The sequence below is a fragment of the Methylobacterium sp. PvR107 genome (genome assembly GCF_017833295.1).
Taxonomy (GTDB): domain Bacteria; phylum Pseudomonadota; class Alphaproteobacteria; order Rhizobiales; family Beijerinckiaceae; genus Methylobacterium.
This window is the reverse complement of sequence record NZ_JAFIBW010000001.1, coordinates 446,445-469,754: the sequence shown is the minus strand read 5'-3', so window position 1 is coordinate 469,754 and position 23,310 is coordinate 446,445. Positions and strand designations below refer to the sequence as shown.

The window sequence follows — 23,310 nt, the reverse complement described above, 5'->3', positions numbered from 1 at the left end:
TTTCTATCTGCGATCTTTGATGAATTCCAGTCCATGCCATCAATGGCTTTCGGAGAATAACTCGCTAATGACGCGATGCGATTATGCGCTTGATGAAGGGAAGACGGGCGAAGTCATCTGCGTTGGTCTAACGAGTCTCGGGGACGCCATTGGTAGCCCACCCATACCTGATGCGTTTGAGTGGCGCCACTTCATGCGGTCCTATCGCTGCCATCGCCTTTATCTGATCGATTGCTTCCAGCACTGGTATCGTGGGCCAATTCTTGGCTTCAGTCATTCTATCGACCAGACTGCCGCACCTTTCCTTGAGACCAAAAAGCGTTTGCGCGCACGCCGCCTGATCTTCATCGGATCCTCGATGGCCGGGTTCGGTGCGATGGTGCTCGGCGCCAAAACTGGGGCCGACCTCGCGATCGCGATAGCGCCGCAGACCAGCGTCGATGCTGCCTTCCTAGGGAGCATCGGCGATTCCCGCTGGCCGGGGAAAACGTTCGAGGTCAACAACTTCGGGTGCGCGCATAGGGACCTGTGCGACCTATACCATTCGACGGGCGGCCCTCAGCGCACGCACATTTTGTATGACGCTTCGTGCCCCGATGATGGCCTCCATGCCGGGCGCCTTGCCGCGTTCCCTAATGTGGAGATTGAGGATGTCGGCTACGGTGGGCACGGGTGCGCATACGAGATGGCGAAGAATGGGAGGATGACTCAGATGGTCGATGCAGCCATTGCGTCAGACCATTTTCTAAGCAGCAGGTAGCAGCACTGAGGCTTGCGCTTGGTTGGTCGGCAGCTCCTTCGCCCCGCGCTTAGACCGGCATCTCGGTTCAATGGCGAGACTACCTCGGACCGCCCGGCCCCGGCCGAAGCGTTTATTTCGTGCTCGGCGCTGCGGTGGGCCGCCGCTTGCGACGCACGGGCGGTTCCCCTCACTTTCAGCTCCGCCTGGCAGAGCTTTTAGTGTCAAAATGTCCGGCTGCTGGTTGTATCCCACAGCTGGCCGGTCTCTTGAATCACCAGTTCGGCGCCGACCCGCATCTGTCTGAGGCGACAGGCGCTCATCACCGTCCTATAGGGCCCAGCTCCGGTGGGCGTGCTCCTAAACCAACTTTCGCCAGATTTCTCGTGGATTTGCCCTGGCAACCAAAGGGTTCAATCGCCGATGACGACTTTAGCTAGCTCAAGGGCGTTGAAGAGCCCGACAGAGTCATATCTGCACGTGCTGTACGCTCTGATGCTACGCGACATGCGCACGCGCTTTGGAGCCTCACTGTGGGGATACGCCGTAGTCGTGCTGTGGCCCTGTGTGCACATCTTCATGCTGATTGCGATTTATACATTCCAGAAGATGCCATCGCCGCTAGGTGATGATCGAGCCTTATTTTTCGCGACCGGCGCGGTTCCAGTGCTGGTGTTCCAGTACATTTCGCGTGAAGTAATGAAGGCAGTGATGTCGAACCGGCCGCTCACATACTATCCACAAGTCAAGCTATTCGATGTAATATTTGCAAGAATGTTGGTTGAAATCGTAACCGGCTTTCTAGCCCTTATGGTGGTCATCACCGTTCTCTTCTGCATGGGTTCTAATCCAATACCGTCAGACCCTTTCGTGGCGATGTGCGCCTACCTAACTGCGATCCTTCTTGGGATTGGTATCGGGACGATCAACGTCGCCATCATCGGCTTCTTCCCCGGATGGATAATCGGATACGCTCTGTTTGGAATTCTATTATATATCTCAAGTGGCGTCATTTTCATGCCTAGCTATCTTCCGGAGAAAATATATGTTTGGTTGAAGTATAATCCCGTTCTACAACTATCTGAATGGATGCGGTCGGCCTACTATCCATACTCGGGATTGCAGATTGATTATCTATATATACTGCTTTGCGCGATGACATCAATTTCTATTGGGCTTTATCTAGTAAAGCACGTAGTCGCAAAATTATCGACTTGATGAAGATCGCTTTTGGAGAAATGTACGTCGGTTTAATCTATCAGGCTGAGCGCTGCCGAATCGTTGCGTTCGGGACGGTACGGGCTGTCAAGCTTAGCCGAAGTGAATCAGGTCTGACGCCGAGCGAATGTGAGGTGCCCATTACGGTGGAGCCCGCCTTCGAGGCCCGCTGCCGCGCGCACCTCAGGATGAGGGCAGGGATGGGACATAGGCTGGTCGTCGCCGGCTCGCCAACACGCCCTCGCTCTCGGAGGGTGTCGCAACACCAACGGTCGCGGCTTTAGGGTTTGGACTCGATCAGCATCAGAAGGCGATGATTGCAGCCAGGGCGACGGCTGAGGCGTAGTTGCGGGCGAGCTTGTCGTACCGGGTGGCGATGCGGCGGAAGTCCTTGAGGCGGTTGAACGTCGCCTCGATGCGCCAGCGCTCCCGGTAGCGCCGCTTGTCGTGATGGATCCTTCTCTTGCGGCTGCGCTTGCCCGGCATGATGCCGCTTCTGCGTAGGTCAGCGCGCAGCCAATCGGCGTCGTAGCCCTTGTCGGCGCTCAGGCGGCGGATCCGGCCCGGCGCCTCGGCCAGGACGGCCGGAGCGGCGGTGACATCGCTGGCGTTGCCGGGCGTCAGCAGGAGCACGCCGGGCCGGCCGAGGACATCGGTGAGCGCATGGACCTTGGTCGTCTGGCCGCCGCGCGACGGGCCGATGGCCTGGGCCTGCGCCCCCCTTTATGGATGGCCCGCCCCTCACCGGGCTGCCCTGCTAGGCTGGCAGGGTAGCGGAGATGAGGAACGGAGCGAGACGATGCCGATCACGGTGTTGGGGATCGACCTGGGCAAGAACAGCTGCAGCCTCGTCGGGCTGGACGCGACCGGGCGTGTTGTGCTGCGGCGGCGCATGCGGCGTGAGAGCGTGATCGCCTTCGGTGCGCAGTTGCCGTCCTGCGTTGTGGCGATGGAGGCGTGTTGCGGTGCCCATCACATGGGTCGAACGCTGGCAGCCCAGGGGCACACCGTTCGGCTGATGTCGCCCGAGTACGTGCGCCCCTACGTCAAGGCTCAGAAGAACGACGACCGTGATGCCGAGGCGATTGCCGAAGCGGCGACGCGTCCGACCATGCGCTTCGTGGCCCTCAAGTCGGAAGCGCAACTCGACATGCAGACCCTGCACCGGGTCCGCGATCAGCTCGTCGGCGAGCGGACAGCCCTGATGAACCAGATCCGCGCCATCCTGCTGGAGCGTGGCCATGTCGTGCCGCAGGGTCGTGCCAGATTGGCCGCCCGCCTCGCAAGCCTGCTCGACGACGAGGCAGCCACGGATCTCACACCCCGTATGCGGACCCTCGTGACGGACGTGCGCGAGCGCTGGCAGTTCCTCGATCAGCGCATCGCTGCCCTTGATGCCGAGTTCAGCGAGCAGGCCCGCTCGGATGAGAGTGCACGTCGGCTGACAACCATCCCCGGTATCGGCGCGCTCAACGCGACCGCCCTGGTGGCCGCCATCGGCGACGTGACGACCTTCGCGCGCGGACGTGATCTGGCAGCTTGGCTCGGCCTTGTGCCGCGGCAGGTCACGACCGGCGGACGGCCTAAACTCGTCGGCATCACCAAGCGCGGCAGCAAGTACCTGCGCAAGATGCTGATCCAGGGTGCACGGGCCGCGATGCCGACGCTCCAGCAGAGTGAGACCCGCCTCGGGCAGTGGCTGCGCGGGCTTCTGGCGCGGGCGCACGCCAACACAGCCGTGGTCGCGCTGGCCGCCAAGATGGCCAGGACTGTCTGGGCGCTCCTGCGCCATGAGCGCGTTTACGAGGCGGCTGTCATCGCCGCCTGAACCAAGCTTGGTCGGCGAAGCCTTCGCCGGCCTTCCGATGTCTGCGTGTGGTGCGAGGAAGATGGCCTGACAGTCGATCGGTGTTCTGGAAGCCTTTGGCTGGCAAATGGCGCTCGACGCCGACCCCTTTATGAGGCCCAGGACGCGCGGATCTCCATCTTGGCCAACGGCTCGCCGGAAGGCCGGATACGTTTGTGCAGACTGCCCAGACCAGCGGAACCAGAGCCACTTGCGGACGGGGCGGGCCATACGTTCCCGCCGTGCGCCGAGCGATGTGCTCGCACGTAGGTGCTGTCGATGGCAGCCGCCTCGCCCGACCAGCCGGCCTTGGCCAGGGCCGCCAACATCGCCGTCCAGAAGCCACCCCGGGACCAGCGGTTGGAAGCGGTTGTAGACGGTCGTGCGAGGCCCGTACGCGGCGGGGCAGTCACGCCAGCGGCAGCCCGAGGTGAGCACGTGCAGGATGCCGGAGATGATCTGCCGGTCGTCCTTCCGCTCCGGTCCGGGCTGATCCTTGGGCATGAACGGGGCCATCACCGCCCACTGCTCATCCGAGAGCCAGAACAGGTCCGCCATCGCCGCCTCCACGGTGTAAAGGGCGGCCCTGAATCATAAAACCACAAACCCTGCAACGGCTTGGTTCGGTTCACATCCTAGTAGTCATTAGGCGAGGCCGATGAAGGCTTCAAGACCGCGCCGCCTACCTGCGCGTCTCCCAACCTTTTGAAGAGATCCCTTCAGTCCTGTCGGCAACGCTGCGCCGGACACGTTTTGTGAGCTGGCAACCGTTCGCCCGGTCAAGAGCGGTCTTGCATGTTCCTCCGGATAGTGCGCTCTGAGATGTAGGTTCGGGTGGTACGCCCTTGGGTTCGCGTGGTATGCCCCGCTGCTGAAAGCTCCTCAGCTTTCGAGTGAGCCGCCAGACCACCGCCCGAACATGTGCTGTCACCCTATCTCCATTCCGCCTTAATTGTTTGAGAGAATTCAAGTCAGTGCCTCGCAGGCATGTTCGACAAAGCCGGACATGCAGGAGTCGATCGAACCAATGATTGAATCAGACTTCCCAAATACCATAATTCTTGACACGACGAATCTCTGCAATGCTCGCTGTCCGTTCTGCCCTCTCTTTCAAGGGGATGCGCAGTTTGATCGACGCGTCCGCCCTGCTGCAGTCATGTCTTTAGATTTATATGATCGACTAATTTCCCAAATTGCGGATTGGCCGACCCGACCCGCCGCTCTTGTGCATTCGGCGAATGGTGAAATCCTGCAGGACCCGAAACTCCACGAGCGCTTGCGAATATTGAAAGAGCGCGGGCTGGCATCGATTACATCTCTGCTGACCAATGCGCAGTATTTAAGCGAAGCTCACGCGAACGCTATTCTGGACAGCGGTGTTTCTCAGCTCATTATCGGTTTCGATGGAGCTACGAAAGAGACTTATGAAGCACATCGCGTCAGATGCGATTACGACCGAGTGCTGGGCAATATTCGCCGCTTCGTCGCGATACGCGCTTCTCGCAACCTCAGCTCGACTAAAATCTTACTCAAATTCGTGCGAACACAGAGGAACGAGCACGAGCTGATCGATGCGTTCAAGATGTTTTCAACGATTTTAGATCCCGAGCTTGACCGATTTCAGGATGCGCTTGCCGTAGATTGGTCAGATAATCCATCCGAAAAAGAAGATTTGTACTTCCGTCCCAGAGTCAAGGATGGGGTTCGACGGAAAAGCTGCGAGTACTTTGACAATGCTCTTGAGATACAGCCAAGCGGAACGATCGCCGCGTGTTGCTGGGATTACAATCTGACAGTCTCGGACGGCGGCCTCGGCGAGGCTGCAGAGGAGCCATTAATCGATATCTGGCGCGGGAAGAAGAGGCATGACCTTCAGATTGCGCATCTTCCCGGAGGTTCGGGCCTGCCGGAGAAATGTCAAAGCTGCATCATCATGAATGAGCCGGAGCCAATTACTGATGATATGATCCGTATTGACCCTGCTTATCTCGAGTCTAAAGCGGAGACAGCCTTGCTGTATCGCATGATGCCGATGAATGCGTAATCGGAACGTTGTTCGACGTGGATCGCTCTGTGAACTGAGTGCAGCATTCGAAAGGCTGTCGGACCCCGTTTCATTACGTTTCGATGACCTGCCTGATCGGGATCGTGGCTGCAGCGAGCACGAAGGCGCGTGTGGAGGCTGGGGCCGCCTCGTGGTTGCGCGCGAGCCGGCGGCGACTGATTCGACTGGACGCCCGCTCGATCACCCACCGCCTGAGCTGAACAGCAAAGCCCTGCTGAGTGCCTTCGATCTCGACCACGATTGTCGGTCGGCGGCGCCTCGCTCTGCTTTGCAGGCACGCACAGCGAAGCAGTGAGGCAGATAAGGGGAACTGCCTGCACGAGGCCCGTAGCACGGCAGACCCGCCGCGGTTGTCATGCCGGCTGAAGGTGGAGACGGCTATTGGGGTGCGGCCGTCTATGTCGGTGACAGCGTAGCGGTTCAGTCCGACAATTTGCCGGGCGGGGTCATAGCCACGCGCGACTGCCACACCTCTACGCCGCGCGAACGTGCGGCTTGCGTGTTCACGACCCGGGCGTCCCCCGCCGGTCTCAAGTCCGACCCGCTTCCGGTTAGCCATTGCGAGAGAGTAGGCGAGGCATCCGACAGGGGTCGCTGGCGCAGGACGGCCTGGCGAGCGAGATCCACGCGTCAGTGAATGCCGGAGGCACCTCATGGCGCTCAAGATTACGGAATGCCAGGCGCATGACGATCCGGCGGCGGCCGAAGCTCTGGGTGGGTCGGGCGCGGGGCGGATCCTGCTAGTCGACGAGCCTACGACAGCGACGCGTTGCGCACCCGGACGGATGAGCACGAGGCGCGAGCCAACGTGAAACCGATGCCCAACTGCAAGCAGATGCGAGCCTTAGCCCCTTCTGGTACGAGTGCCGCAACTTGGATCGAGCGCTTCTCCAGCAAGATCAAGCACTTCCGGGTCGTTGTCACGCGCTACGACAAGGACCCGACACTCCCCTCGCTAGAGCTGTTTCCGGTCAGGTAGCGACGGCCAAGTCGTCTTCGTAGCCGGCTGCGGCGACGTAGTTGCGACACTCCTGCGGGGTGAAGCGGGTGAATGCCTGGCGGATCGCCGCCCAGAGATCCGGGATCGTGCGGGTGGCCGCGCTGCGCAACGGCGCCTTCAGCTTTGCGAAGGCCTGCTCAATCGGGTTGAAATCAGGGCTGTAGGGCGGAAGGTAGAGCAGCTGGGCCCCTACGGCCTCGATCGCATCCTGCACGCCGGCGACCTTGTGGGCAGGCAGGTTGTCCATGACGACGATGTCGCCCGGCTGCAGCACCGGGATCAGGGTCTCGGTGACGTAGCTGCGGAAGCGCGTGCCGTTCGTGGGGCCGTCCAACAGCGCGATCGCGCACAGCCCGCTCGTGCGCAGGGCGGCCGTGAGGGTCGTGGTTTTGTCGTGGCCAAACGGAGCCGCAAGCCGGCAGCGCTCGCCGCGCGGGCGGGGCCCAGCCGGAGCGCCGCACCATGTTGGTGGCGGCCGCCGTCTCGTCCAGGAACACCACCCGGTCCGGGTCGAGCCCGGGTTGCGCCTCGAACCACGCCTCGCGCGCCGCGCTTACGTCTTCACGCTCCTGCTCAGCTGCGTAAGCCGCCCCTTTTTCCAGCTGATCCCGTGCCGCTGGAAGAAGCGCGACAGACCACTCGTGCTGGTCGTCACGCCTCGCTCGGCCAGGGCCGCATACAGTTCGTGCAGGCAGATCGCGGGCCGTGCTTCGTAGGTCGCGCGGATCAGATCCGCGTGCGCCTCGGTGGCCAGTGAGCGCTGATCGCCGCTGCGTGGCCGCGCCGCGACCCGGCCCTCCTTCCGTAAGCGCCCCGCCTAGCCGCTGGCGCTCGACGCGCTCACCCCGAAGCGGGCGGCCGCGCCGTGGCAGGAAGTTCCCTCCGCCAGCGCGGCGACGACGCGCACATGGAGATCAATCGACAGGGCTGACGGCATCAAAGCCTCCTGGGCTCGTCAAGGACTCACCCCAAACCATGTTGCGGATCGGTCGGGCGCAGCTTGAGCGTCAAACGCGCAGCCCTGAGTGTTCAACTGCGCATCTTATCGCACCGCGAACGACCCAGCCCAGCCATGATTGTAATGCGCCCTGTCCAGGCTGTAAGAGTGCAAGCGACTCGAATAAGGGCGGTATAGCGCGAGTTAGGAGACGGTCGATGGCCATCTACGCGATCTCGTTCAGAATCGGTCCGGAGGGCGACCACCAAGCACGGTCAGCATCTTTGAAACAAAAAATCCAAACGGAAGCTGTTGATTTCGCGTGGACCGGAACCGAATGCTTCTACGTTATCGAGTCACCGAAGAATACTGAAGATTTGGCATATTTTTTGTACCGCAGCACAGATTTAAGCTCACAGCATGATGAACTGCTCGTGATAAATTTGACGGCCAAACAGCATGTTGCCCATGGTGCGGTGACGGAGAGGAAGGTACTGCGCTCCCTGCTCGATCGGGGGTAGAAGCCGAGTGGATATGTTGCTCGTGCAGCGATAAGGCATGCGGCCACATCGCGGGCTTTTCATATGTTCAGCCGCCAGTCCGGAAAGGAGTGCCCGTGCCTACAATTCCATATGGTCGCCAATCTGTCGACGAAGCTGATCTCGCCGCAGTCTCCGCAGTGCTCACCTCTGACTTCCTTACGCAAGGACCGCACGTCGAGCACTTCGAAGCTGCGCTTGTAGAGGCATGCGGCGCAACCCATGCGGTCGCGGTGAACAGCGCCACCTCGGCACTCCACGTCGCGTATCTTGCACTCGGACTCGGGCCTGGCAAGCGCTTGTGGAGCACTCCAAACACATTTGTATCGACAACAAACGCCGCGCTTTTGTGCGGAGCTTCGGTCGATTTTGTCGATATCGACCCACAAACTTACAATCTTGATCCACAGGCGCTCGCCCACAAGTTAGAGACAGCACGCCGCCGCGGCGAGCCCGGCCCGGACGTGGTAGCCACCGTCGACTTTGCTGGCCAACCATGCGATGTGGCGTCTATCCGCAAACTGGCCGACGCATACGGCTTCCGTGTCGTTGAAGACGCCTCCCATGCGATCGGAGCGTCATGGCGCGGAGAACCGATCGGCTGCGGGCAACACGCCGACATCACGGTCTTCAGTTTCCACCCCGTAAAGATCATTACCACTGGAGAGGGTGGCGCGGCAATGACGAACGACTCTGTGTTAGCAGAGTCAATGAGGTTGTTGCGGACTCACGGCGTGACCCGACAAGTCGATCGACTGGAGGGGGCGACCCATGGAGCGTGGTATTACGAACAAGTAGCGTTAGGTCTAAACTATCGCATGACCGATATTCAGGCTGCCCTCGGCGTCTCGCAGATCAAACGGCTCGAGAGTTTCATCGCGCGCCGGCGGACGATCGCGGCACGCTATGACGTCGAGCTGACTGATCTGCCTTTGAAGACGCCGTGGCAGTCCGAAGACTCGGTCTCAGCGTATCATTTGTATCCCGTCACGCTTGACTTGCAGCGATTAAAGGGCGGCCGTAAAGCTTTTTTTGATCTCTTGCGCGCTCGCGGCATCGGAGTGCAAGTTCATTATATCCCGGTTCATACGCATCCTTATTACAAGCGCCTCGGATTTCAAGTCGAAGATTATCCTTGCTCGGAAAGATACTACGAAAGCTGTATTTCTCTGCCAATATTTCCTGCTCTTACCGATCAAGAGCAATCACGGGTCATTCGTACCGTCCAAGAGGTAAGTTTTGATCTGGGAGTCGATTAACAATTAATACGTGGCGGAGCGGCGCATGGGAACGGTCGGCATAGTCGTACAGGCTCGGGAGTCTTCGACGCGACTTCCGGGCAAAGTCCTTAAGCTTATTGATCAACATACAGTACTTAGTCATGTCTTGCGTAGGTGCAAAGTTGTCAAAGGCGTCGACGTTGTGTGCTGTGCCGTCGCAGAAGGATCCAAGCATGATCGCGTTGCGGATGAGGCGCTCGCGTGTGGAGCAACGGTCATACGGGGGTCGGAATCAGACGTCCTCGATCGCTATCGCCGCGCCGCGGAACAACTCAATCTGACAGAAATCATTAGAGTAACCAGTGATTGTCCGTTGATAGATCCGGGGCTCTGCAGCCAAGTGCTCGACGCACTCTTAAGCAAACGAGCGGATTATGCCTGCAACAATATGCCGCCGTCTTTTCCGCATGGCCTCGACTGTGAAGCATTTACAGCCAGCGCACTTTATCAAGCTGCGCAAAACGCTACTTTACCCGACGAACGCGAACATGTGACACCTTGGCTTCGGACACGAACTACGATCAAACGCGCTTTTATTGTTGGGCCCGGCGGCGCGATCATAAAGCAACGATGGACCTTAGATTACGAAGAGGATCTGCAATTTATGCGGCGTCTGTTTCAAATTTTGCCGAAATCTCTGAATGTCGCCAATTACGAGTGCGTGATGCAAGTAATAGATCAATTCCCGGAACTGCAAGAAATCAACATGCGGCGACGGGATTCGGGCCGCATTTCCGGCATTGAGATTTCAAAATAATAAAACCGTTCTTAATTTCTTTCATCCACTTTATTGTAAGCCGACGAGGAGGTCGTCGGCACCAGCCGCCTGCGCGAGTTGGAGCGGCGCGTGCGCGACCTTGAACGCTTGCTCGGGCGCAAGACCTTGGAGGTTGAGATCCTCAAGGAGGCGCTCGGCCTCGCGCGCACAAAAAAACCGATCTCGCCGCTCAGCTCCTGGAGCGGTTCGACGGGCGGTTCGCTGTGAAGGCGGTGGCCGACTGATCCTCCCTCGGCATCGCGGACACAGGGAAATCATTTCGCGGCCCTCTCGGCTTGCTCGGGCGTGAGATAGCCGAGTGCCGAGTGGATGCGTTGCCGATTGTACAACCCCTCAGCACAAGACCCATAGTACCGACGCTGGCGACGACGGTGTCGTCGTCTACGGGTGGCATCCATGGGCCGGGCGTGCGGTTCGCCTTCACGAGGTGATCGGGCGCGCAGCAGGTACGGCCGCGCGCTGCACACTCGTGGACGCGCCAGCCGCACGCCTACAGGAGATCCCGGTCTGGATGCTCGATCCCGTCGCGTGCGGGGCAATGCGGGCGGCGGCGCAGCCGGTCGTGGCCTTGTCCGCGCTGATGAGCTTGCGCGTCCTGCTCGCCGCGGCGGGCAGAGGCCCTGTCCCGCGCCGAGCAACGCTAGCATCGCCCGAGTCCTCGGGAGATTGCCATGCCACAGCCTCCGCGCCGACCGCGCCGGTCGGACCCGCAGCTCGACCTCGGCCTGACGCAAGGGCCGTCGACTCTGACACCGCCAGCCTGGAGCAGCCTGCCGACGGCGACGCAGCAGACCCTCACCCGCCTGCTGGCCCGCCTGCTCGTCGCCCATACCAACAGATCCTCGCAGCAGGACGTCCGAGCCGGAGGCGCCGATGAGCGCTGAGAAGATCGGCCCGCAGCACCGAGCCCGCAAAGCCGTGCTCTACGTCCGCCAGTCCTCGGCCCATCAGGTCCAGCACAACCGCGAGAGCCAGGCCCTGCAATACGCCATGCGCGAGCGCCTCGTCGGGCTCGGCTTTGCCGAGGTCGAGATCATCGACGAGGATCTCGGCTGCTCGGCCGCCGGCGGCACGCTGCGCGCCGGCTTCGAACGTATGGTCGCCGAGGTCTGCCTGGGCAAGGTCGGCGCGGTCGCCGCCCGCGAGGTCTCCCGCTTCGCCCGCAACAGCCGGGACTGGCAGCAGCTCGTGGAGATGTGCCGCGTCGTCGATACCCTGCTCGTCGACCAGGAGGCGATCTACGCGCCGCGCCTGGGCAACGACCGCCTGCTCCTCGGGCTCAAGGGCAGCCTCAACGAGTACGAGCTCGACCTCCTGCGCCAGCGCTCGCTGTCCGCGCGCTACGAGAAGGCGCGCCGCGGCGAGCTCGTGGTCGCGGCACCTGTCGGCTTCCTCAAGGCCGGCGACCGGCTCGAGATGGATCCCGATCGGCGTGTGCAGGCCGCGATCCGGTTGGCCATCGACAAGGTGGCCGAGTTGGGCAGCGTGCGCCAGGCCCTGCTCTGGTTCCTGGAGCACGGGCTCGATCTGCCGACCCGCGTCAACGCCGGCCCGGTGGTCTGGCGCCGCCCCCGTTACTCGACGCTGCGCGAGTTCATCGCCAATCCTGCCTATGGCGGCGCCTACGCCTACGGCCGCAGCCGCGTCACGGCCAGCTACGACGCGGCCGGCGCCAAGGCGCGGGCCCGGCGCACGCCGCGCTCGGAGTGGCTGGCGTTGAAGCCCGGCGCGCATGAGGGTTACGTCACGTGGGAGCGGGCGGAGGCGATCCGGGCGATGGTGAGCGAGAACGTCCCGACGAGTTCCCGTGGTGCGCCCAAGCTCGGCTCGGCCCTGCTCTCCGGTCTGCTGCGCTGCCGGCGCTGCGGACGCAAGCTGAGCGTCCAGTACACCGGGGCCAAGGGGCAGATCCCGCGCTACGCCTGCGTCCGCGGGCGGATCGACTACGGCGAGCCGAACTGCATCGCCTTCGGCGGCCTTCGTGTCGATGACGTCGTCGAGGCGGCGCTCCTGTCGGTGGTGCAGCCCGGCGCCATCGAGGCGACGCGGGCAGCCGAGTCGCAGGCGAGCATGCGCCGCGACGAGGCACGTGAGGCGATGATGCGCGATCTGGAGGCGGCGCGCTACGCGGCCGACCGCGCGTTCCGCCAGTACGACGCCGCCGACCCCGAGAACCGCCTGGTGACCGGCGAACTCGAAGCGCGCTGGAACCGCGCTCTGTCCCGGGTCGGCGCCTGCGAGACGCGCGTTGCCGAGCACGACGCGGTCGCCCCCCGACCCGCCCTTCCTCCAATCGCGTTGGAGACGCTCGCCGCGGACCTGCAGGGCGTCTGGTCAGCGCCCACGACGGATGCGCGGCTCAAGAAGCGGATCGTGCGCACCCTCATCCACGAGGCGATCGCCGACCTCGACGAGGTGCGGGCCGAGATCGTGCTCACCCTGCATTGGGCCGGTGGCGCCCACACCGAGCATCGCCTGCCGCGTCGGCGACGCGGTCAGCGCACCAGCACGCCCGCCGACGTGATCGAAGCGGTGCGCACACTGGCGCTCATCGCGCGCGACGACGTGATCGCGGGCGTACTCAACCGCAACGGCGTGAGGACGGGGCACGGCAACCGCTTCACGCGCGAGCGCGTCACCGCATTGCGCTCGCAGTACCGCATCCCGGTGTTCCGCGAGGCCGCGGCGGGAGAGGAGCCTTGGCTGAACCTGACCCAAGCTGCCGCCCGCGTCGGCGTTGCCGCGCGAACCCTTCGTCTGGCCGCGGAACGGGGCGAGATCGATGCAGCGCATCCGCTCGCGGACGGACCTTGGGTCTTCAGCCGCGCGGCTCTCGACGGCCCGGCTGCCCGCGTCCTCGCACAGGAGGCACTCAACCGCGGCAAACACCCCGCGGTACCGCATCCAGCACAGCAATCCCTCTTCGCATCAACGACATAGCGAGATGTGCGTTCTGATGAGCAGTTGTAGTAGCCCTCGATGTAGGCGAACAGATCGCGCCGCGCTTCCGGTCGCAGGCTCATCGCGTACCTCCATGCCCACGCCCCCGACCAACTGATTCGCCGACAGTATCTAGGTGATGTCGGCCAGCCTGCAGCGCGGCAATCAGGATGAGACCAGCGCGTCAATCAAGATGAGAGGAACCGCCGATCTGATGACGCAAGGAGGGCAGAGCCCGACCGGAGGCATCGGATCGGCGTCGGCGTGACCTTCAGGGGCACGTCGTCTGGTGATCGCGGCCACCGGGCCAGCTGCGGGTCGTCCTCAGTTTGAGGAGCCTGCCCGTGCCCGGCCGCCACGTGACCGATCACCAGATGAGGCTCTTCATGCAGTTCCGTCAGAGCGACAGCGTCGCTGCGGCCGCCGCCAAGGCCGCCTTCAGTCCCGCCACCGGCCATCGCATTGCCGCCGATCCGCGTCTGCCCTCGGCTAAGAAGACCCCGCGCGGACGGCGTCGGCCCGATCCCCTCGCCGAGGTGTTCGAGGCCGAGATCGTGCCATTGCTCGAAGCCGCGCCCGGCCTGAGGCCGGTGGCCGTCTTCGAGGAGATCCTGCGCCGTCATCCCGATCTCGGTGAAGGGGTCCGACGGACACTGGAGCGGCGTATCCGGGCTTGGCGCGCCGTGCACGGAGCCGACCAGGACGTCATCTTTCGTCAGACCCACGAGCCCGGGCGGATGGGACTGTCGGACTTTACCGACATGGCCGATCTCGGCGTCAGCATCGCTGGGCTGCGCCTCGACCATCGGCTCTACCACTTCCGGCTCGCCTACTCCGGCTTCGAGCACGCCCACGTCGTGCTCGGCGGCGAGAGCTTCGTGGCGCTCGCCGAAGGGCTGCAGAATGCCCTCTGGTCTCTCGGCGGCGTGCCGCGCGAGCACCGCACCGACAGCCTCTCGGCCGCCTTCCGCAACCTCGACGAGGCCGCCCAGGAGGATCTCACCCGCCGCTACGAGGCCCTGTGCGCCCACTACGGCATGACGCCCACCCGCAACAACGCCGGCCTCGCCCACGAGAACGGTTCGGTGGAGGGCCCGCACGGCCACCTCAAGCGGGCCCTCGCCGATGCGCTCCTGCTGCGCACCAGCACCAACTTCCCCGACCTGACCGCCTACCGCACCTTCGTCGACGAGCTCGTCGGACGCCGCAACGCCCGCCAAGCTAAGCGCATCGACAGCGAGCGGGCTGTCCTGGCGCGGCTGCCCGAGCGGCGCTCGTGCGACTACGAGCAGGTCAGCGTGCGCGTCTCCTCGGCCGGCGGGTTCCGCCTGCGCAAGGTGTTCTACACCGTGCCCTCGCGCCTGATCGGCCACACCCTGCGCGTGCGCCTCTACGACGACCGCCTCGACGTCTTCGTCGGCGGATCCCACCTCTTCACCCTGCCGCGGGGGCGGGCTCATCCGGACGGACGGCACGATCAGGTCGTCGACTACCACCACGTCATCCACGCCCTCCGGCGCAAGCCGATGGCGCTGCTCAACCTCGTCTACCGCGACCGGCTCTTCCCGCGGGCACCCTACCGGCACGCCTTTGAGTCCCTGCGCGCCGCGCTTCCGGAACGGCAGGCCTGCCGCATCGCCGTCGATTTACTTGCGCTGGCCCATGACCGCGGCTGCGAGGCCGAACTCGCCGAATGCCTGGCCGTCGAACTGGCCGCCAAGCGCCTGCCCGATCTAGCCGTCCTGCGTGCCCGCTTCGCACCCGATCCGGCTACCATCCCTCACGTCAACGTCGCCCTCGGCTCGCTGGCGAGCTACGAGAGCCTCCTCGACGGCGTCACGACGGGAGGGGCGGCATGAAGGCCCTGGCCCGCACCACCACCGCGGTCGACACCGCCCGGCTCGGGATCATGCTCGGTGAGCTGCGCCTGCCGACCATCAAGACCGTCTGGCCCCGCTTTGCCGAACAGGCCGACAAGGAGGGCTGGCCTGCCGCCCGCTTCCTCGCGGCGCTGGCCGAGCACGAGTTGGCCGAGCGCGACAGACGACGCATCGAGCGTCATCTCGCCGAGGCGCGCCTGCCACCCGGCAAGACGCTCGATGGCTTCGACTTCGCCGCCGTGCCGATGCTCTCGAAGGCTCAGGTCATGGCGGTCGCCGCCGGCGACGCTTGGCTGGCGCAGGGGGCCAACCTGCTCCTGTTCGGTCCACCTGGCGGTGGGAAGAGCCATCTCGCCGCCGCGATCGGGCTCGCTCTCGTCGAGGCCGGCTTCAAGGTGCTGTTCACCCGCACCACCGACCTCGTCCAGAAGCTGCAGGTCGCCCGGCGCGACCTCGGCCTGGAGGCGGCCATCGGCCGGCTCGACCGCTTCGACCTGCTGATCCTCGACGACCTCGCCTACGTCACCAAGGACCAAGCCGAAACGAGCGTGCTGTTCGAGCTGATCAGCGCCCGCTACGAGCGCCGCTCCCTGATGATCACCGCCAACCAGCCCTTCGGCGAGTGGGGTCGGATCTTCCCCGATCCGGCCATGACGCTCGCTGCCGTCGACCGGCTGGTGCACCATGCCACCATCTTCGAGATGAACGTCGAGAGCTACCGGCGTCGCACGGCCCTGGATCGGAAACGCGGTCCTGGTCGACCGCCAACTCGCGCGACAATCAAAACTGCCGATGCGTGACGCTCCGCGACACGAACCTGACCCGACGCCACCTTGCGCCGGTCGATCGACCCGCTCATCATCAACCCGCCGCGACACCGGTCACTCATCCTGATTGTCGCTGACATCTCATCCAGATCGCCGCGCTACACATCGGCTGTCATCCGTAAGTACGCCCTCGCAGCGCCCATCCGCCCGGGCCAGCGCGGCCCGCTGCACAGCCTTGCTGAACTCCCGCCTGATCATCACGGCGCTCCCGTCGCGGCTCTGGCCATCGATCCGCCGAGGTCGACTGCGACCGCAGAGCGCTCGAGCGCAGTCTCGGCCAACCGGTAGGCATGCAGCTCACGCGCGCCAAGCTTGGCACAGGCGGCAAGCCAGCCGAGGAACCCGGGGTCTCCGATCTCGCAGGCCCGAGCACCGACGATAGAGGCCTGGCCTCGCTCGTCCCTGGCCACGGTGAGAACGACCGCCGCGCTCTCGGCCACGAGATCTGGGGTGTCGAGTGGCTGGACCACGACGACGTAGCGCCGGCTCGAGAGCCCACGCCACACGCTCATCGCGAGGACGGGCGCGCCGCGCAGGCCGGTGCTCGTGCGCAGGCGCTCCTCGCGCACAGGGCGGCGAATGGTACGGTCAGCCTTCAGCTCGCGCAGGGCGGAAGACCAGGAGATGCTGCGATTGGACATCGTGGCCCTCACGCCAGGGTAGAGCGGGACAGCGCACAGCGTGCGCGTGCAGCTGATGCTAGCCGGCGTTGCGATGGCGACTCCGCTCCCCGACACGGCGGGGACAGGGTGAACCGCCCCGGGTTTTCCCGAGGCCGGTTGGTTTGGGTCAGGCGGCCAAGGCTTGGACCTCGGCCTGGGCATAGTAGCGCGCTTCCGCCTCGGCGGGAGGCACGTTGCCGATCGGTTCGAGCAGCCGACGGTGGTTGAACCAGTCGACCCATTCGAGGGTGGCGTACTCGACAGCCTCGAACGAGCGCCACGGCCCGCGCCGATGGATCACCTCCGCTTTGAACAAGCCGATCACCGTCTCGGCAAGGGCATTATCGTAGCTGTCGCCGACGCTGCCGACGGAGGGCTCGATGCCCGCCTCGGCGAGGCGCTCGGTGTATCGGATACTCACGTATTGCGACCCTCGGTCGGAATGGCAGACCAAGCCGCTGCCGGCGGAGGGGCGGCGCTCGTGCACGGCCTGCTCTAGGGCATCGAGCACAAAGTCCGCCCGGGCCGATCGGGACACGCGCCAGCCCACGATCCTGCGGGCGAAGACGTCGATCACGAAGGCCACGTAGACGAACCCGCCCCATGTGGCGACGTAGGTAAAATCCGCGACCCATAGCCGGTTCGGGCATTCGGCCTTGAACTGCCGATTGACCCGATCGAGCGGGCAAGCCGCCGCCGGATCGGGAACGGTCGTACGGACCCTGCGCCCCCGGACGACGCCGGCCAAGCCCATCGCTCGCATCAGTCGGGCTACCGTGCAGCGTGCCACCGCGGTCCCCTCGCGGGCGAGCTGCCGCCAGACCTTCCGGACGCCGTAGACGCCGAAGTTGGCCGCGTGCACACGCCGGATCTCGGCCACGAGCGTTGCGTCCCGCTTGGCCCGAGCCGGCAGCCTGCCGGGATCGAGCCGCCGCGCGGCATGGGCGTCGTACGTCGACGGGGCGATCGGCAGCACCCTGCAGATCGGCTCGACCCCGTAGAGCGCGCGGTGATCGTCGATGAAGGCGATCATCGCTTGAACCGGCGGTCGAGCTCCGCCTGGGCAAAATACGCCGATGCCTTCCTCAGGATCTCATTGGCCTGCCGCAGTTCGCGAACCTCCCGCTCCAGCACCTTGATCCGCTCGCGCTCAGCGCTCGTGGGGCCGGGCCGCACACCACGGTTCCGCTCGGCCTGCCGGATCCAGTTGCGCAGCGTCTCACCCGAGCAGCCGATCTTGGCGGCAATCGACTGGATCGCAGACCATTGCGAGCCGTGCTCGCTCTCGTGCTCCCGCACCAGCCGGACCGCACGCTCGCGAACCTCGCGGGAGAAGGGTGGGGTATGCTTCGTCATGGCTCCAGTCTCTCAAGAGTTGGAGCCTCCGGAAAACCCGGGGCGGTTCAGGGGGCGGATCTGTATTGAAGTGTCGGTGTGCATAGTGGCGCGCCTTGAGCTCGAGGCGGGATCCAGCCCCGCCACTGCCCTGGCCCCGCATGCGGCTCGATGAGCCTGCGGGGCGACGCGATCCTCATGACGACGATGCCCGGTCCGGCCGGCGTACCTCAGCCCTGAGCTATGGAGGCGCTCGTCTCGCCCCATGCTCGCCGCTGGTGTGCAGAACCCGCAGCGACGCGGCGTCTCGTCCCGGAGCTTCAAAGTTAAGCGCCGCGCGGCCGTTCTCAGTCGGCACTTCAGCCGCAGCGCAGATCTTCATGCCTATCGTCACCATGCTCGTCTCGGTCTGACGCACGGCGTACGTGAACTGACGGACAATTCCGTTTAAACCAAGCGTGCCCATAAAGATCCCGCCGCGCTTCAGCTGGCTAACTGCTTCGTCGCACGACCATTCACGCTCCTTTCGCAGCAGCAGTCCAGTCCAATCCGGGCACTGCCGTAAATTGTTCTGGAGTTGGCGCGCCGAACGCCGAGAACATCCGCATCTTCCGGCAGAAGCAGGTCAACTCGCAATGATGAAACTGTATCAGCGGCGCTCGATATCCCTGCGCACGGGGTTCTGGCGCTGCAGCGGGGGAGGGGGCAGCGCGCGAGCGGTGAGGTAATCGAGCGCCTGCGAGGTGCTGTCGACCTGATCGTCGTGCCGCCCGTTCGGAAAGGCCATCAGTTCCGCGATGTAATCGGCCAGCCACGGAGCGTCCGATGGCAGGTGGACCTGCCCAGCCTCGAAGCGAGCTGCCTGAGCCAGGAGCCGAGCCTCCTTATCGTAGCGCGAGCGATGAAGGAGCGTCGACAAGGTTCCGGTCCGGCGCAGATCCTGATGGAGGGCACGCCCGAGCTCCGTATCCTCGATCAGGGTAGCGCTCGCCCTCCAGTGCCGGCTCAAGCTCACGATTTCTCGACGCAGTTCGGGTGCCTCGAGACGCTCGCGAACGATATCGAGCAGGTAGTAGTCTAAGCTCGACTTTGGCCATTTGCGGCGGGTCGAGTGGGCGGAGGTGACGAAGCGGGCGTGACGGGTAGGCTGGTCGCGTTCCCGCCAAGAGACAGGCCTACAAAGGCTATGATCATCGTCGTTGTCTGCGCGAGGGCCGGGCGTTGAGCATCAAGCCTCAGATCGCCGGCACGGCATTGCGAGCAGCTTGAACCACGTGCAGCCCGCGCCAGTCGATGAAGGTGCCGAACACGCCGCCCTCGACGAGGTGGGGCAGGGCCGTCCCGATCCACTCTAAGTTGAATGTCCGGAACTCCGCCTCGGTCATCTCGCCGCTGGCCATCGCGAACTCGCCGTGGTTACCGCTGGTCACATGCCCGCGGATCGGTACGTTGTAAGGCTCGTCCGTCAGGAGCAGGCGCGCACGTTCCGCTCCCATGAGCGCTGCCACCAGGGCCGGATCGCGGGCATCCCCGCAGACCACCCGGTGCCGACCGAGCACGAACACGTCGCCCAGCCGCGCGACCGCTGCTGCACCCGCCGACGGTGTCACTGGGCCCGGCTCGACGGTCTCGGGCTCATCGTCCAGGAGGATCTGGTCGATCTGGTGCGAACAAAAGTTCCAGATCGGCCTGCGTCATCGCGAGGGTCGGCGCGCCGTCGTGGTCAAACAGTGATTGCGCCAACGCGCTCTTGCGCTCCTTGAGGATCTCCATCTTCTCCTCAATCGTTCCACTCGCCACAAGCTTGTGCACAAACACCGGCTTGGTCTGTCCGATCCGGTAGGCCCGATCGACCGCCTGATCCTCCACCGCGGGGTTCCACCAGGGGTCGTAGAGGATCACGGTGTCGGCCGCGATCAGGTTGAGACCCGTCCCGCCGGCCTTCAAGCTGACGAGAAAGACACGGGCGGAGCCCTCCTCGAACAGCCGGATCGCTGCCTCTCGATCCCGGGTTGCCCCGGTTAAGACCGCGTAGCGGATGGCTCGCTTCGCGAGCCGCTCCTCGGTCAGGCGCAGCATCGAGGTAAATTGGGAGAAGACGAGGATGCGCCGCCCCTCGGCGAGGAGTTCGACCAGCATCTCCTCCAACCGGTCGAGCTTGGCCGAGCCGGCACCGGCCGTCCGTGTCGCCGGTTTGTGAGCCCTATCTCGTCTCGGCGAGAGGATCTCGCCGTCCCCGCTGTCCGTGGCACCCTGCTTCAGGAGGCGCGGGTCGCAGCAGGCTTGGCGTAGCTTCAGCAGGGCGTCCAGGATGACGATCCTGCTGCGCGCCCAGCCCCGCTCAGCGATCGCGGCGCTGATGCGCGCATGCATGGACATCCGGATGGCCTCGTAGACGTCGCGCTGCGGACCGTGGAGGTCGATGCGCTCGACGATCTCGGTTTTCGGCGGCAACTCGCGGGCGACCTCTTCCTTGGTCCGGCGCAACAGGAACGGCTTCACACGGCGGGCGAGCAGTCGGCCCCGCTCGCGGTCGCCCTGCTTCTCGAACGGGTTGCGCCAGACCCGAGCGAAAGTCTTACGGTCGCCGAGCAGGCCGGGACAGGCGAACGCGAACAGCGACCACAACTCGTCGAGGTTGTTCTCCAACGGCGTTCCGGTCATGCAGACGCGGTGACGAGCCTCGATCCCGAGCAACAGCTTCGTCGTCGCAGCATCGGGGTTCTTGATCGTCTGCGCCTCGTCGAGCAGCAGCAGCGGCCAGGTGCGCGCCGCCAACACGGCATGATCACGGGCGATCAACGGATAGGTCGTCAGGACAAGGTCGCTGTGGGGGATCGCGCCGAACCGGTCCGCGCGGTCGTGGCCGTGCAGGGTCAGGATGCGCAGGTCAGGCGCGAAGCGCTCCGCCTCTCGACGCCAGTTCGCTATAAGGCTGGTCGGCGCGACCACAAGGGCCGGACCATCGAGCCGACCTTGTGCCTTGCCGATCGCTATCAGAGCCAGGGCCTGGACCGTCTTGCCAAGACCCATGTCGTCCGCGAGCACGCCGCCGAACCCGACCTCACCCAGGAAGGCAAGCCACGATACGCCCTCCTGCTGGTAGGGCCGCAGCGTCGCGCGGAAACTCGGTGGCAGGACGGCCGGCGGGATACCGCCGGTCGCGCCGAGCCTGCGCCCCATTTCGCGCACGCGCTCGCCGCCGCGCCAGATCGTATCGGGCATTGCCGCCTCGAAAGCCGCAAGCCCGGCTGCATCCGCACGGTTGAGGCGCAAGCGGCCTTCCCCCGCCCCACTGCCGAGCGCGAGGTCGCGGATCGCGGCGACGATGGGCTTAAGCCGCGCCGCCGAGAAAGCGAGAACGCGCCCGTCGCCCAGTGGCAGATAGGCGGCCTCATCATCCTCCGCTGCTGTGTCCACCATCGCGAGATCGAAGCCGGGTGCGGCGATCATCGCCACGATCGGGCCGATCAGGTCGATCCGCTCGCCGTCGACCATGGTGCCGAGGTGGAGTTCGAGCCAGTCGATGCCCGACCCCTCACGGACCTCCGCCTCGAAACTCTCGCCCGCCCGCAGCAGTCGCCCCGGAAAGTCATCGGAGACCTCGATCTCCCAACCATACGCACGAAGCTGGGGCAGCGTGTGAAACTGCGCGTCGAGCCACGCGAGGTCGTCGCCGTCGGGGACGAAGTCGCGCGCGTGCGCGGCCGGGACCCGGGCGCGACGCTCGGGCAGTGGGACGAAGTCGTTGGCCAACAGGTGAGCGACGGCGCGGCGCTCCGCGTCCGCATCGCGGCGAAGCTCGATCAACCGTCCGGCCACGAGCCGCGTCACCACGGGATCGGCTTCGCCGAGGGGAATGGTCACGGGACCGTATCGGAACGAGAGGCGCCCCAATCCGACCCGTTCGGACTCGGGGGGCGCACCGTAGCCGAAGTAGCTGTAGGGTGACGCCGTTTCGGGCGGCAGATCGGCGGCGAACAGCCTCAGGACCGGAGTCGGCGCGACGCCTGCCACGCGCTCTCGCTTCGGTTCCGGCGCAGCCAGGGCGGCCAGGTTGGGCGCGCGTTGGATCAAAGCGGCGTTGAACGCCGCCACCGCCGTGCCGGGCACCGCGGGAGCGGCCAGCAGGGTCCCGGCGATCCGCGGCGGATGGCTCGTCTCCACCTTCCCGATCAGACCCTGCTCGGGATCGACATAGACCGGCGGCGTGGCGGCGAGTGCGATGCCCCGCCCATCGAGTTCGAGCCGGGGTATCAGAGCAGCCTCGCCAACCGGCTGCCAAACGATCCGGCCCGATCGCGGCGGCCCCTCGGCGAGGACCGGCCCGGCCAAGCCGAGCCAACGGGCCCGCCCGGTGGCGAGGATCTCAGCTAGGACCACCGCCCCCCTTCGCAGGCGAGGTTGATAACACCTCCGCCTCTGTAGTCGCCGGAGTCGCACCGGAGCAGCGTCGCCGCACGAAGGATCCTCAGATCCGAAGGCCTCAGGAACTTGGCGGGGCTTCCCGACAGCGCCGTGCTGGCTTCGTAGGGGCGGCTGGTCTGCGAGAAGCAGCCGTCCTTGAGCAACCGCGCGGAGATGGGTTGGACGCCGAGCCGCGGAACACTCTGACCGAACGGGATCGCGCTGAGAACATAGACGAGGCGCTGGGTGATGCCGCCGGGGTAACTCTCCTCGGCCGCGGCTTGGGCTCGGTCGAGATCGTCCAACCACGCGGCCAAGCTTGGCGTCAGAATCGCACTTTGGTTAGGCGACGTGGCGAAGCGCTGTACCGGCGCGGACAGGATCCGAGCGATGCGCTCCTCAGACGAGAGACGAGCGAAGCTCTTCGTCGAATGAAGCCCGTAGAGGAGCAAGGCCGCAACATGCTTGCAGTTGAAGCCGACGGGGCAGCTACATTCGCCCGCGATCCGGACACCGCCGCGTATGTCCTCAATCTCTATCGTCTGCTCGTAAGGTCGGGCGGCCGTGCCGAGAACCCGACCGAACACGACCTCTTCGTCCTGCTCGAAGGCGAGAACCCGGCCGTCCCGTAGATACTGACGCGCAGCCTCAAAAGCTTTCCGACCGACTTCGCTGAGGATGTCTTTTTCGCTGTAACGCTCCATAGGATTACCGCGGAGCCTTCTCAGAACGCCAACACCGCATTTCATTCGGTAGGAGCAAGGGCCCCTCTAAATCAGAAGCACGCCAGCCGTCGGCACCGCCACTACCATCTTTCTTTCACTGCCGTACACTCGTACATACATGTAACGGAAAAG

At 64.4% G+C, this 23,310-nt stretch carries 19 protein-coding genes, 4 pseudogenes and 1 other annotated feature; of the genes and pseudogenes, 13 read left to right on the top strand and 10 right to left on the bottom strand.

Annotated elements, in window-relative coordinates:
* Positions 1 to 19: 19 nt before the first annotated feature.
* Complete coding sequence (locus JOE48_RS02050; RefSeq protein ID WP_210026653.1) at positions 20 to 760, top strand: hypothetical protein; 741 nt, start codon at positions 20 to 22, stop codon at positions 758 to 760.
* Between the two features lie 402 nt (positions 761 to 1,162).
* Entirely contained in the window at positions 1,163 to 1,957 is a 795-nt protein-coding gene (locus tag JOE48_RS02045; RefSeq protein WP_210026651.1) for an ABC transporter permease, read from the top strand.
* A gap of 303 nt (positions 1,958 to 2,260) precedes the next feature.
* Here JOE48_RS02045 and JOE48_RS02040 read toward each other — a convergent pair.
* Positions 2,261 to 2,677, bottom strand: a pseudogene (locus JOE48_RS02040) (IS5 family transposase); the annotation flags it as partial.
* Positions 2,678 to 2,756: 79 nt separating this feature from the next.
* On the opposite strand from JOE48_RS02040, the gene JOE48_RS02035 reads away from it, so the two are divergent.
* Entirely contained in the window at positions 2,757 to 3,785 is a 1,029-nt protein-coding gene (locus tag JOE48_RS02035) for an IS110 family transposase (RefSeq protein ID WP_210026649.1), read from the top strand.
* A gap of 209 nt (positions 3,786 to 3,994) precedes the next feature.
* Here JOE48_RS02035 and JOE48_RS02030 read toward each other — a convergent pair.
* Positions 3,995 to 4,361: pseudogene (locus JOE48_RS02030) on the bottom strand (IS5 family transposase); the annotation flags it as partial.
* Between the two features lie 448 nt (positions 4,362 to 4,809).
* On the opposite strand from JOE48_RS02030, the gene JOE48_RS02025 reads away from it, so the two are divergent.
* Complete coding sequence (locus JOE48_RS02025) at positions 4,810 to 5,847, top strand: radical SAM/SPASM domain-containing protein (protein WP_210026641.1); 1,038 nt, start codon at positions 4,810 to 4,812, stop codon at positions 5,845 to 5,847.
* 73 nt (positions 5,848 to 5,920) lie between these two features.
* On the opposite strand, the gene JOE48_RS02020 is transcribed toward JOE48_RS02025, so the two are convergent.
* Together JOE48_RS02020 and JOE48_RS30750 are read right to left on the bottom strand one after the other, a co-directional pair.
* Entirely contained in the window at positions 5,921 to 6,106 is a 186-nt protein-coding gene (locus JOE48_RS02020) for a hypothetical protein (RefSeq protein WP_210026626.1), read from the bottom strand.
* Between the two features lie 733 nt (positions 6,107 to 6,839).
* Positions 6,840 to 7,310 (bottom strand): annotated as a pseudogene (locus JOE48_RS30750) (IS630 family transposase); the annotation flags it as partial.
* A gap of 713 nt (positions 7,311 to 8,023) precedes the next feature.
* Between JOE48_RS30750 and JOE48_RS02005 the strand changes: the two are divergent.
* The 8 genes and pseudogenes from JOE48_RS02005 to istB all read left to right on the top strand — a co-directional run bounded on the left by JOE48_RS02005 (position 8,024) and on the right by istB (position 16,022).
* A complete protein-coding gene (locus tag JOE48_RS02005) occupies positions 8,024 to 8,326 on the top strand; it encodes a hypothetical protein (RefSeq protein ID WP_210026616.1) in 303 nt (100 codons plus the stop codon).
* A 95-nt stretch (positions 8,327 to 8,421) separates the two neighbouring features.
* Complete coding sequence (gene pseC / locus JOE48_RS02000) at positions 8,422 to 9,603, top strand: UDP-4-amino-4,6-dideoxy-N-acetyl-beta-L-altrosamine transaminase (protein ID WP_210026614.1); 1,182 nt, start codon at positions 8,422 to 8,424, stop codon at positions 9,601 to 9,603.
* Between the two features lie 25 nt (positions 9,604 to 9,628).
* Positions 9,629 to 10,381, top strand: coding sequence for a cytidylyltransferase domain-containing protein (locus JOE48_RS01995; protein WP_210026605.1), 753 nt, complete (start codon positions 9,629 to 9,631; stop codon positions 10,379 to 10,381).
* Positions 10,382 to 10,420: 39 nt separating this feature from the next.
* A pseudogene (locus JOE48_RS01990) lies at positions 10,421 to 10,623 on the top strand (IS3 family transposase); the annotation flags it as partial.
* Between the two features lie 450 nt (positions 10,624 to 11,073).
* Positions 11,074 to 11,286: a hypothetical protein gene (locus tag JOE48_RS01985; RefSeq protein WP_139231676.1), complete on the top strand. Its 213-nt coding sequence runs from the start codon at positions 11,074 to 11,076 to the stop codon at positions 11,284 to 11,286.
* A complete protein-coding gene (locus tag JOE48_RS01980; RefSeq protein ID WP_210026075.1) occupies positions 11,276 to 13,342 on the top strand; it encodes a recombinase family protein in 2,067 nt (688 codons plus the stop codon). Before JOE48_RS01985 ends, JOE48_RS01980 begins: the two co-directional genes overlap by 11 nt.
* A 374-nt stretch (positions 13,343 to 13,716) precedes the next feature.
* Positions 13,717 to 15,201, top strand: a complete 1,485-nt coding sequence (gene istA, locus JOE48_RS01975; protein WP_409518549.1) for an IS21 family transposase — start codon at positions 13,717 to 13,719, stop codon at positions 15,199 to 15,201.
* A complete protein-coding gene (gene istB / locus JOE48_RS01970) occupies positions 15,198 to 16,022 on the top strand; it encodes an IS21-like element helper ATPase IstB (RefSeq protein ID WP_053611553.1) in 825 nt (274 codons plus the stop codon). The genes istA and istB overlap by 4 nt, the downstream gene beginning before the upstream one ends.
* Before the next feature lie 224 nt (positions 16,023 to 16,246).
* On the opposite strand, the gene JOE48_RS01965 is transcribed toward istB, so the two are convergent.
* From JOE48_RS01965 to JOE48_RS30985, 5 genes are all read right to left on the bottom strand, one after another.
* Complete coding sequence (locus JOE48_RS01965) at positions 16,247 to 16,690, bottom strand: hypothetical protein (protein WP_210026603.1); 444 nt, start codon at positions 16,688 to 16,690, stop codon at positions 16,247 to 16,249.
* Between the two features lie 148 nt (positions 16,691 to 16,838).
* A protein-coding gene (locus JOE48_RS01960; protein ID WP_210026595.1) for an IS3 family transposase occupies positions 16,839 to 18,067 on the bottom strand; the annotation gives its coding sequence in 2 pieces (ribosomal slippage) (positions 16,839 to 17,779 and positions 17,779 to 18,067; 1,230 coding nt in all).
* Positions 17,670 to 17,786, bottom strand: a sequence feature (AL1L pseudoknot). Its footprint overlaps the gene before it by 117 nt.
* Positions 18,068 to 18,695: 628 nt before the next feature.
* Positions 18,696 to 19,115, bottom strand: coding sequence for a phage terminase large subunit (terL, locus tag JOE48_RS01955; protein ID WP_210035506.1), 420 nt, complete (start codon positions 19,113 to 19,115; stop codon positions 18,696 to 18,698).
* 166 nt (positions 19,116 to 19,281) lie between these two features.
* Positions 19,282 to 19,656, bottom strand: coding sequence for a hypothetical protein (locus JOE48_RS01950; RefSeq protein WP_210026592.1), 375 nt, complete (start codon positions 19,654 to 19,656; stop codon positions 19,282 to 19,284).
* A 25-nt stretch (positions 19,657 to 19,681) separates the two neighbouring features.
* Positions 19,682 to 22,144 carry an SNF2-related protein gene (locus JOE48_RS30985; RefSeq protein ID WP_312893042.1) on the bottom strand — a complete coding sequence of 821 codons (2,463 nt, stop codon included), beginning with the start codon at positions 22,142 to 22,144 and terminating at the stop codon, positions 19,682 to 19,684.
* Between the two features lie 54 nt (positions 22,145 to 22,198).
* Between JOE48_RS30985 and JOE48_RS30055 the strand changes: the two genes are divergently transcribed.
* Positions 22,199 to 22,423 (top strand): hypothetical protein, encoded by a 225-nt coding sequence (locus JOE48_RS30055; RefSeq protein WP_245252686.1) that lies wholly within the window; start codon positions 22,199 to 22,201, stop codon positions 22,421 to 22,423.
* Here JOE48_RS30055 and JOE48_RS30050 read toward each other — a convergent pair.
* A complete protein-coding gene (locus JOE48_RS30050) occupies positions 22,420 to 23,157 on the bottom strand; it encodes an SWIM zinc finger domain-containing protein (protein ID WP_245252685.1) in 738 nt (245 codons plus the stop codon). The genes JOE48_RS30055 and JOE48_RS30050 overlap by 4 nt on opposite strands.
* Between the last annotated feature and the right edge of the window lie 153 nt (positions 23,158 to 23,310).

What these genes read in the sequence shown, in the direction of transcription:
- JOE48_RS02050 (WP_210026653.1), top strand. Translation starts at nt 20, where the DNA reads ATGAATTCCAGTCCATGCCATCAATGGCTTTCGGAGAATAACTCGCTA.
- JOE48_RS02045 (WP_210026651.1), top strand. Translation starts at nt 1,163, where the DNA reads ATGACGACTTTAGCTAGCTCAAGGGCGTTGAAGAGCCCGACAGAGTCA.
- JOE48_RS02035 (WP_210026649.1), top strand. Translation starts at nt 2,757, where the DNA reads ATGCCGATCACGGTGTTGGGGATCGACCTGGGCAAGAACAGCTGCAGC.
- JOE48_RS02025 (WP_210026641.1), top strand. Translation starts at nt 4,810, where the DNA reads ATGCAGGAGTCGATCGAACCAATGATTGAATCAGACTTCCCAAATACC.
- JOE48_RS02005 (WP_210026616.1), top strand. Translation starts at nt 8,024, where the DNA reads ATGGCCATCTACGCGATCTCGTTCAGAATCGGTCCGGAGGGCGACCAC.
- JOE48_RS01995 (WP_210026605.1), top strand. Translation starts at nt 9,629, where the DNA reads ATGGGAACGGTCGGCATAGTCGTACAGGCTCGGGAGTCTTCGACGCGA.
- JOE48_RS01985 (WP_139231676.1), top strand. Translation starts at nt 11,074, where the DNA reads ATGCCACAGCCTCCGCGCCGACCGCGCCGGTCGGACCCGCAGCTCGAC.
- JOE48_RS01980 (WP_210026075.1), top strand. Translation starts at nt 11,276, where the DNA reads ATGAGCGCTGAGAAGATCGGCCCGCAGCACCGAGCCCGCAAAGCCGTG.
- istA (WP_409518549.1), top strand. Translation starts at nt 13,717, where the DNA reads ATGAGGCTCTTCATGCAGTTCCGTCAGAGCGACAGCGTCGCTGCGGCC.
- istB (WP_053611553.1), top strand. Translation starts at nt 15,198, where the DNA reads ATGAAGGCCCTGGCCCGCACCACCACCGCGGTCGACACCGCCCGGCTC.
- JOE48_RS01965 (WP_210026603.1), bottom strand. Translation starts at nt 16,690, where the DNA reads ATGTCCAATCGCAGCATCTCCTGGTCTTCCGCCCTGCGCGAGCTGAAG.
- JOE48_RS30055 (WP_245252686.1), top strand. Translation starts at nt 22,199, where the DNA reads ATGGCTCGTCTCCACCTTCCCGATCAGACCCTGCTCGGGATCGACATA.
- JOE48_RS30050 (WP_245252685.1), bottom strand. Translation starts at nt 23,157, where the DNA reads ATGGAGCGTTACAGCGAAAAAGACATCCTCAGCGAAGTCGGTCGGAAA.